This window comes from Herpetosiphonaceae bacterium, assembly GCA_036374795.1.
In the GTDB taxonomy this organism is placed as follows: domain Bacteria; phylum Chloroflexota; class Chloroflexia; order Chloroflexales; family Kallotenuaceae; genus LB3-1.
On record DASUTC010000370.1, the window covers coordinates 1 to 8,366 of the forward strand.

General features: G+C 66.4%; 8 protein-coding genes. All 8 read right to left on the reverse strand.

The features are described 5' to 3' along the window. Positions 1 to 565: SDR family NAD(P)-dependent oxidoreductase (locus VFZ66_29945; GenBank protein HEX6293441.1), on the reverse strand; the 565-nt coding region annotated here is incomplete at its 3' end. Between the two features lie 17 nt (positions 566 to 582). After that, positions 583 to 1,401 carry a 5-deoxy-glucuronate isomerase gene (iolB, locus tag VFZ66_29950; protein HEX6293442.1) on the reverse strand — a complete coding sequence of 273 codons (819 nt, stop codon included), beginning with the start codon at positions 1,399 to 1,401 and terminating at the stop codon, positions 583 to 585. A gap of 28 nt (positions 1,402 to 1,429) precedes the next feature. After that, entirely contained in the window at positions 1,430 to 2,578 is a 1,149-nt protein-coding gene (locus tag VFZ66_29955) for a glycoside hydrolase family 88 protein (GenBank protein ID HEX6293443.1), read from the reverse strand. A 54-nt stretch (positions 2,579 to 2,632) separates the two neighbouring features. Next, positions 2,633 to 3,616, reverse strand: coding sequence for an aldo/keto reductase (locus tag VFZ66_29960; GenBank protein ID HEX6293444.1), 984 nt, complete (start codon positions 3,614 to 3,616; stop codon positions 2,633 to 2,635). Positions 3,617 to 3,646: 30 nt separating this feature from the next. Continuing rightward, on the reverse strand, positions 3,647 to 5,140 hold the full coding sequence (locus VFZ66_29965; protein HEX6293445.1) for a gluconokinase: 1,494 nt from the start codon (positions 5,138 to 5,140) through the stop codon (positions 3,647 to 3,649). Beyond that, complete coding sequence (gene gndA / locus VFZ66_29970; protein HEX6293446.1) at positions 5,140 to 6,552, reverse strand: NADP-dependent phosphogluconate dehydrogenase; 1,413 nt, start codon at positions 6,550 to 6,552, stop codon at positions 5,140 to 5,142. Before gndA ends, VFZ66_29965 begins: the two co-directional genes overlap by 1 nt. Before the next feature lie 89 nt (positions 6,553 to 6,641). Beyond that, a complete protein-coding gene (locus VFZ66_29975) occupies positions 6,642 to 7,904 on the reverse strand; it encodes a lactate racemase domain-containing protein (GenBank protein ID HEX6293447.1) in 1,263 nt (420 codons plus the stop codon). A 63-nt stretch (positions 7,905 to 7,967) separates the two neighbouring features. Then, a partial coding sequence (locus VFZ66_29980; GenBank protein ID HEX6293448.1) for an SDR family oxidoreductase occupies positions 7,968 to 8,366 on the reverse strand: 399 nt, incomplete at its 5' end.

Below are 8,366 nucleotides of genomic sequence, written 5' to 3' on the forward strand. Positions count from 1 at the left end.
GAGCAATTGCGTTAACGTTGATACCATGCGCGGCCCACTCGTTGGCGAGCGCTTTGGTCAGGCCCGCGACAGCGTGCTTTGCCGCCGTGTAGGCGGGCACGCGAATGCCGCCCTGGAACGAGAGCAGCGACGCGATGTTGATGATTTTGCCTCGGCCCTGCGCGTGCATCACGCGGCCCGACGCCTGCGACAGCGCCCAGACGCCGACGAGATTAACGTCGAGGACGGTGGTAAAGTCGGCCAGATCGGTTGCCACGGCTTCCGCGCGCCGGATAATACCGGCGTTGTTGACCAGAATATCGATCCGGCCCAGCGCCTGCACCGTCTGATCGACCACGCCGAGCGCCGCCTCAGGACGACCGAGGTCGGCGGCGAATGCATGGCCGCGTCGTCCGGCTGCCTCGACCGCTGCCAGCGTGGCAGCAGCCTGGCCGGAGTGCGAGACGATCGCGATATCCGCGCCCGCCTGCGCCAGAGCAATCGCCATCGCCTGGCCTAGCCCTTTATTCCCGCCGGTGACGAGCGCGACCTGCCCGTCCAGCCGAAAAAGATCGAGGATCATCATGCTCCTTTTCGCTAGCGCTATCTGCCCTTCAACAGCCCGACCGTCTTTTGGACCCAGGCATGCGCCGGATCGAACGAAACTGCCTGCGTGCGATGCTCGCCCGCAAGCATCCAGAGAAAATAGTTGGTGTAGCCCGGCGCGCTGCACGTCGTATGGTAGCCGTGCGGCACCATCAGGATCGTCGAGTCCTGCACGGTGTAGGTGGTGTCGTAGCCGCGATCGGGGCTGTAGTGGCGGGCGTGCCCGAAGCCGCCCGGCTGATCCACGCGAAAGTAGTACAGCTCCTCGTGGAATGCCTCGCGCGGCAGGTCGTCGACCTCGTGCTTGTGCGGCGGATAGGTCGACCAGTTGCCGCTTGGCACCAGCGTCTCGCCGACAATCAGCCGACGCGCGGGCAGATCCGGCTGATCGCTGCTGGTCAGCATGTTGCGCAGCTCGCGGCTGAAGCTGGCAGCGCCCATCTGGTTGGTCGTCACCTGCTCCGGCTGGATCACGTACGCCTCGGCCTTCAGATCCGATGGCGCGGAGCAGAGTCCCGCATCCAGGCTGCCGCGCGCGGTGATCGTGTAGGAGGTATTGGCTGGCAGATAGACCGCGTGGGGCTTCCCGGCAAAGGGATTGGGCCGCTTGCCGACGTTCTCAAAGCTGTTGCCGCCCGCCTCGATGCTGCATCGCCCGCCGAACAGCACCAGCAGCACCTCGCGCTGGCCTGTGTTGCCCGTGTGGGAGGCTCCGTCGGGGAGCACCAGCCGCGCAAAATCGATCAGGCGGCACGGATTCTCACGGGCCGGGTTCAGACCTTGCTCGCCGCCGATCGACGTAAAATAGGTTGCCATAGGTATCCTCTCCTATCTCGCTGCCGGATCACACGATGGAGCTTGTGCCCAGCCCGCGCGCTTCGATCTCAAGCGACGCCAGAATAAACGGCCCGACGCCTTTATCATCGTTCGAGGCCCCGCGCTCGCCGACGTAGTAGGCGAAGGAGCCGTCCCGGTAGGGATTGCCGCCCAGACCGGCGACCGCGCACGTCTTGTCGAGCGTGACCAGGCCCTCGGCATCGATCGTGATGAACTCCTGCACGATTCCCTGGTAGCCCCGGCGCGCGATGGTCATGAAATGCTCAGGCAGGTAGCCCTTTCTGACGCCTTTGGCGAGGGCGTATACGAACATGCACGAGGCCGACGACTCAAGATAATTGCCCTCGCGCGGTCCCTGATCGAGCACCTGATACCATAGACCGGTAGCGTGATCCTGAACCTGCGCCAGCGCCTCGCTCATGCGATTCAAGATCGCGATCATCTCGCCACGCCGGGGATGCGTCTCTGGCAAATCGTCGAGCACATCGACGAGCGCCATGCCGAACCAGCCCATCGCCCGCCCCCAAAAGTGCGGCGCGCGGCCCGTCTCCGGATCAGCCCAGCGCTGTTGTTTGCTCTCATCCCAGGCGTGATACAGCAGCCCTGTCCGGGGATCGCGCGTATGCTCCTCGATCAGCACGATCTGGTGCGCAATATCGTCGAATGCGGCGGGATCGTCGAAGGTGCGCGCGTACGCGGCGTAGAACGGCGCGGCCATATAGATCCCATCCAGCCACATCTGATCGGGATAGATCTGCTTATGCCAGAAGCCGCCTGAGGACGTGCGCGGCTGGCTCGCTAGCTGCTGCCGCAGGTGCAAGATCGCCAGCCTGTAGCGCTGATCGCACGTCACCTCGTACAGCGGAAACAGCACCTTGCCGGGATTGATCTGGTCAAGGTTGTACTCATGCAGGCGATAGCTGCGAATCGTGCCGTCCGGATCGACAAACCGATCGATCGTATCCTTGACGAAGCGCCAGTAGCGATCACGGCCCGTCGCGCGCCAGACCTGCTCAAGCGCCTTGAGCACCAGGCCGTCCTCGTAGTGCCACCTGGCAGATTCGGGCGCACGACGAGCGATCACCGAGTCTGCCATCCGCACCGACCAGCGCTGCTCTGCTGCCAGCGGATGATGTTCTATCTGCGCTGCGTTCATCTCGCCCCCTCTCCAGGCACTCGCTCGTCCAGACCCGCGTGAGCGGAGCAGCCGCTACCAGCGATCGTGGATTGCCGCCCGAAAATACCGATCATAGACCTGTCGAACGCGCGCCATCGCGGCATCCGAAAGCGCGGGCAGCTCGATCGCGCGCACGTTATCCTCGGCCTGCCGCTCATCTTTCGCGCCGGGAATGGCCGCCGTGACTTCGGGAAACATTAAGATCCAGCGCAGGGCAAGCTGCGCCAGGCTCGCGCCTGCGGGCACCAGCGCCCGCAGCTCCTCGACCGCCTTCAGCCCGGCCTCGTAATCCACGCCGCTAAAGGTTTCGCCCTGATCGAACGTCTCGCCGTGGCGATTGTAGCTGCGGTGATCGGACGCGGCGAACTGCGAGTCTGGCCGCAGCTTGCCGCTCAAGAGGCCGCTCGCCAGCGGCACGCGGGCCAGAATGCCCACCCGCCGCTCACGAGCCGTGGGGAAGAGCTGCTCCGCCGGTTTGAGCCGAAACATGTTGAAGATGATCTGCACCGATTGCACGCCGGGATACTGAATCGCGCGCAGCGCCTCGTCGACGCGCTCGACGCTCACGCCGTAGTAGCGCAGCTTGCCCGCCTGCGCCAGATCATCCAGCACGCCGAAGACCTCCGGCATCTCGTACACCGCTGAGGGCGGACAGTGCAGTTGCAGCAGATCGAGCGCCTCCGTCTCCAGGTTGCGCAGGCTGCGCTCGACAAAGGCGGTCAGGTTCTCGCGGGTATAGCCACCGGCGACATGCGGATTGAGGCGGCGGCCCGCTTTCGTGGCGACGATCATCTGCTCGCTGCGCTCTCGCCGCACCTGCGCGATCAGCCGCTCGGCATGACCATCGCCATACACGTCGGCGGTATCGAAAAAGTTAACGCCCAGGTCGAGCGCCGTGTGCAGCGCCCGCAGCGATTTCTGGTCGTCGGTCGGCCCCCAGGAGCCGCCCATCGCCCAGGTGCCGCAGCCGATTGCCGAGATTCGCCAGCCGGTCCGTCCAAGCTCTCGATACTCCATCCTCTTGCTCCTTGAGCGGTCGCAGCGCGCCTATCCCGGCGGATACAGCCGCTCGTACCACCCGGCTTGCCGCTCGATCGCGGCCTGATGCTCGGCCCAGCGCGCCATATTCGGCTGCGCCACGGCTCCCAGCGTCGCCGGTCGCTCGTCCAGGCTGGCGATCACGCCGAGTGATTGCAGCGCCAGCAGCGCGATGCCCCGACTCGTCGCCTCGGGCTCGCCGCTTTGCGCAACCGGCAGGCCCACCGCATCGGCGATGAGCTGCGCCCACGCGGGGAGATGCTCGATCGCCCCGCCGCTGACCACGATCGTCGGCGACGTGTCGAGCGTCTGCCGCAGCAGAGCGGCGATCTGTGCCCAGCGGTAGGTGACGCCTTCCAGCGCCGCGCGGGCCATATCCAGCGCCGAGGTCGTCGTGCTGATGCCGGTGATCGTCGCGTGAATATCGCCCGCCCAGCCGGGACAGCGCTCGCCGGAGATGAACGGCAGCACCGTCAGGCCATGATCGTCACCGGCGGGATCGAGCAGATGGCGCTGAAGCGACACCAGATCGACCTGTAGCGTCCGCAGCGCCCAGGTCAGCACATTGCCGCCCTCGTTGGTCGCACCGCCCAGCAGCGGCAGCACGCGATCGACGCGGTAGCACCACAGGCCGCGCGGGATCGTCGGCACCGCTGCCGGAATCGTGCGCAGCGCGCCGGTCGTGCCGATGCTCAGCGCGATCCGGTCGGCGGTCGTGCAGCCGCTTCCAAGGTTGGCCGCCGCGCCATCGCCGATCGCGCCAAACCACGGAAGCGCGCGCAGCGAGGGCCAGCGCGCCGCCCACGGCTCGCGCAGCCCGATCAAGGACTCGCTCGCGTCGACCACGTCGCCAAGCTGTTCGCCATGAACGGGGAGCGCCGCCAGCAGCTCGTCGTCCCAGGCAAGGCTCGTGCGGTTGAGCAGGCCGGTCCACGCCGCCGCCGAGAAGGTGATCGTCGAGCGACCAAACAGCTCGTGCAGCAGCCACTCGCCCAGGCCCATCCAGCGCCGCGCCGCACGAAATACCTGCGGCTGCGATTGGGCCAGCCAGGTCAAGAGCGCCGGAAGATAGCTGGTCCGCAGCGGGCAGCCGGTGCGCTGCCAGATCGCGCGCTCATCCAGGCGCTCCCGCAGCAGGCGCGCGGCGGCGGCGCTGCGGGTATCGGCGTAGGTGTAGATCGGCGTCACGGGCTGGCCCGCAGCATCGGTGCCGAGCACGCTCGCCACATAGGTCGCCAGTCCAACCGCCGCGATGTCGCGCGCGCGAGGACCGGCAGCCGCCAGAACGCCGTCGATGCAGCGCGCGACACGATGGAGCACTCCGGCGGGATCGTCCTCGGCGGTGCCGTCGGCAGCCGTGAAGAACGAGCACCGCTCCTGCACCAGGCTGCCCGCCAGCATCGCGGCGCTGGCGTCATACAGCGCGGCGCGCGTGGACGAGCTGCCGATGTCGATCACCAGGATCAGCGGCGACTCGAGCGCAGGGGTGCTGCGTGGAAGCATCAGCGTTCCGTCCAGACGCTATGGAAGGTTCCGGGCCGGTCGATGCGCTGGTAGGTGTGCGCGCCGAAGTAATCGCGCTGCGCCTGAATGAGGTTCGCCGGTAGCCGCGCCGCGCGATACGAGTCGTAGTAGGCCAGCGCAGAGCTGAGCGCGGGCGTGGGAATGCCTAGCTCGGTCGCGGTGCGCAGCGCCTCGCGCCAGGGAGCATCGCGCTCCTGAATCGCCGCCGCGAACTGCTCGTCCAGCAGCAGATTCGGCAGGTCGGGCGCGGCGCGAAACGCGCGGGTCACATCGTCCAGAAAGCGCGCGCGAATGATGCAGCCTGCGCGCCACAGCGCGGCGACAGCGGCCAGATCGAGCTGATAGCTGTACTCGGCGGAGGCCGCGCGCAGCAAGGCCATGCCCTGAGCATAGGCGCAGATCTTGGAGGCATAGAGCGCCGCCCGCGCCGCCGCGATCAGCGCCGACCGCTCGCCCGTGTAGGTCGTCGTTGGACCGGAGAGCGCGTCGGCAGCGGCGACCCGCTCCGGTTTCAGCGCGGACAGCATACGCGCCTCGACCGCGGCGTTGATCGTCGGGATCGGAATGCCCAGATCAAAGCTGTTCTGCGAGGTCCACTTGCCGGTGCCTTTCTGCGCGGCGGTATCGAGCACCAGATCAACCAGCGGCTGCTCCGTCTCCGCATCGCGGGTGCGAAAGATCTCGGCGGTGATGTCGATCAGAAACGAGCTAAGCTCGCCCCGGCTCCACTCAGCGAACACATCGGCCAGCTCGTCGGCGGTCAGGCTCGCGCCGCGCCGCAGCAGATCGTAGATCTCGGCGATGAGCTGCATATCGCCGTACTCGATCCCGTTGTGGACCATTTTGACATAGTGCCCGGCGCCGCCCGGTCCCAGGTAGGAGACGCAGGGCGTGCCGTCGGGGGCGCGCGCCGCAATCGCCGTCAGGATCGGCGCAACCTCGTCGTAGGCCGCGCGGGGACCGCCCGGCATGATGCTGGGACCGTGCAGCGCGCCCTCCTCGCCGCCGGAGATGCCAACGCCCAAAAAGCGCAGGCCGGTCGCCTCGAGATCGCGGGTGCGGCGCTCGGTATCCTGAAAAAACGAGTTACCGCCGTCGAGCAGAATGTCGCCCGGCTCCAGCAGTGGCTGGATCTCGCCAATCACGGCATCCACGGGCGCTCCCGCCTGGACCATCAGGATGATCCGCCGTGGCCGCTTGAGCGATGCGACGAACACGGGCAGATCGGCTGCCGGAATCAGGTTCGCATCGGGATGCGCGCGCATCAGGGCTTCGGTGCGCGCGTAGGTACGGTTATACACGGCGACACGATTGCCCCGGCTGGCGATATTGCGCGCTAAGTTCTGGCCCATCACCGCCAGCCCCACCACACCAATGTCGGCTTGAGTCATTGCTGCACTTCCTTACAAAGAACAAAAGGCACCTGCTTTGTTCCCTTGTTCCTTTGCTCCTTTGTGTCCTTGTTTCCCTGCCTCCTGCACTAGGCTTGGTGCCGAACCCGATACAGCATCTCGCCCGCGTGCGGCACCACCAGGCTATCCGCTGCGGCCTGCTCCTGCCAGGTATCGGGATCGATCGCGCGGTAGTCGGCGTAGCCCAGGTTGACCTGACGGCAGCGCGCCTCTGGAATGGCGGTCGCTAGCGTCACGCTGATGCGCGCCGTTTCGATGCCCGTCGTGGGGTCGAATGTGCCAGCGCCCTTGACGTGCGTGCTGTGGGCCAGGATACCGCCCGGCAGATCTTTGAACCGCTCCCACTGCTTGACAAAATAATCACGCACATGATAGCCGATCTGGTCGATCAGCTGGCCGTGAGTGTACGAGATCTCGGTCAGGTGCGGCGCGTAGATGATCACCTCGCCGCCGTCGGCAATCGCAGGCTCGGTCTTGTACATCGCCTTGGCTGCGGTCCACAGGTCGTCGTACATCGTCGAGGGCATCGCCAGCACGCGCCGCACGGGCTGCGGCACCCAGACGATGTTGAGCTGGCCCGACAGATCGGCGGCGGCGCTCCACGCCTCGCGGTGCGGGCCGATATACATGCCGTGCAGCGCCTTGCCCTTGAGAACGAAGGCCAGACACAGCACGCGCGTGGGCACGAACTCAGCCGCCCGGTGGATGACCCGCCGCACGAACGTATCTTTGACGCCGATCGTCTCCATGCTGGTCGAGAGCGCGCCGAGCCAGTGGGTGAAGTTGATGATGTCTGGCCCGGCGATCCCCGGAAACAGATACTTGGCCCCGCCCGAAAAACCGGCGACCTCATGCGGAAAGACCGGGCCGCAGATCAGCAGCAGATCGTAGTCCAGAATCATGCGGTTGAGCGTGATCGGCACCTCGCCCACCAGCAGGCCGTCGGTCAGTTGCGCGGCCTCCGATCGCGAGATCGTGCCGATCGTCAGCAGCGTTTCGGGCAGATCCCAGCGGTGGTTGAAGATGCGCGCCTGGGGATAGCGGGCCGCGCGCTCCGCAGCCGGGACGCCCACCAGCCGATCGATCGCGGCGTCGCTCATCGGCTGGTGCGTGCCGAGCGCGATCAGGTAGTCGAGCTGCGCGCTGCGTCGCCCGATCTGCTCGTACAGCAGCCGAAAGAGCAGCGGGATCGGCGCGGTGCGCGTGCTGTCGGGAATGATCACCAGCACCCGCTTGCCGTCCAGCTCCTCCGAGTCGAACGCCGTGGCGAGAAGCCGCCGCACGTCATCGTCTGCCAATACCCTCGCTGGCGCTCCTTGTCCGACAACCATAAGGTCGCTCCTCTGCTCCTGAACCGGCAGCCCAGCCGATTCGTATGCTCTTGACGGTAGGTGCTACACCCCGCTAAACGCCGAGAAGCCGCCATCCACCGGGACGACCACGCCGTTGACGAAGCGCGCGCCCGGACTACACAGCCAGACCAGCGTGCTGATCAGCTCCTCCGGCTCGCCGAAACGACCCGCCGGGGTATGATCGATGATCGTCTGGCCGCGCTGAGTCAGGCGGCCCTCGGCGTCGAGCAGCAGATCGCGATTCTGCTCGCCGATAAAAAAGCCGGGCGCGATAGCATTGACGCGCATGCCCGCGCCATAGGAGCGGCCAAGCTCCACAGCCAGCCAGCGCGTGAAGTTATCGACGGCGGCCTTGGCGGCGGAGTAGCCCACCACGCGGGTGATCGCGCGCTGAGCCGCCATCGACGAGATGTTGACGATGCAGCCGCGCGGCGGCTCGTC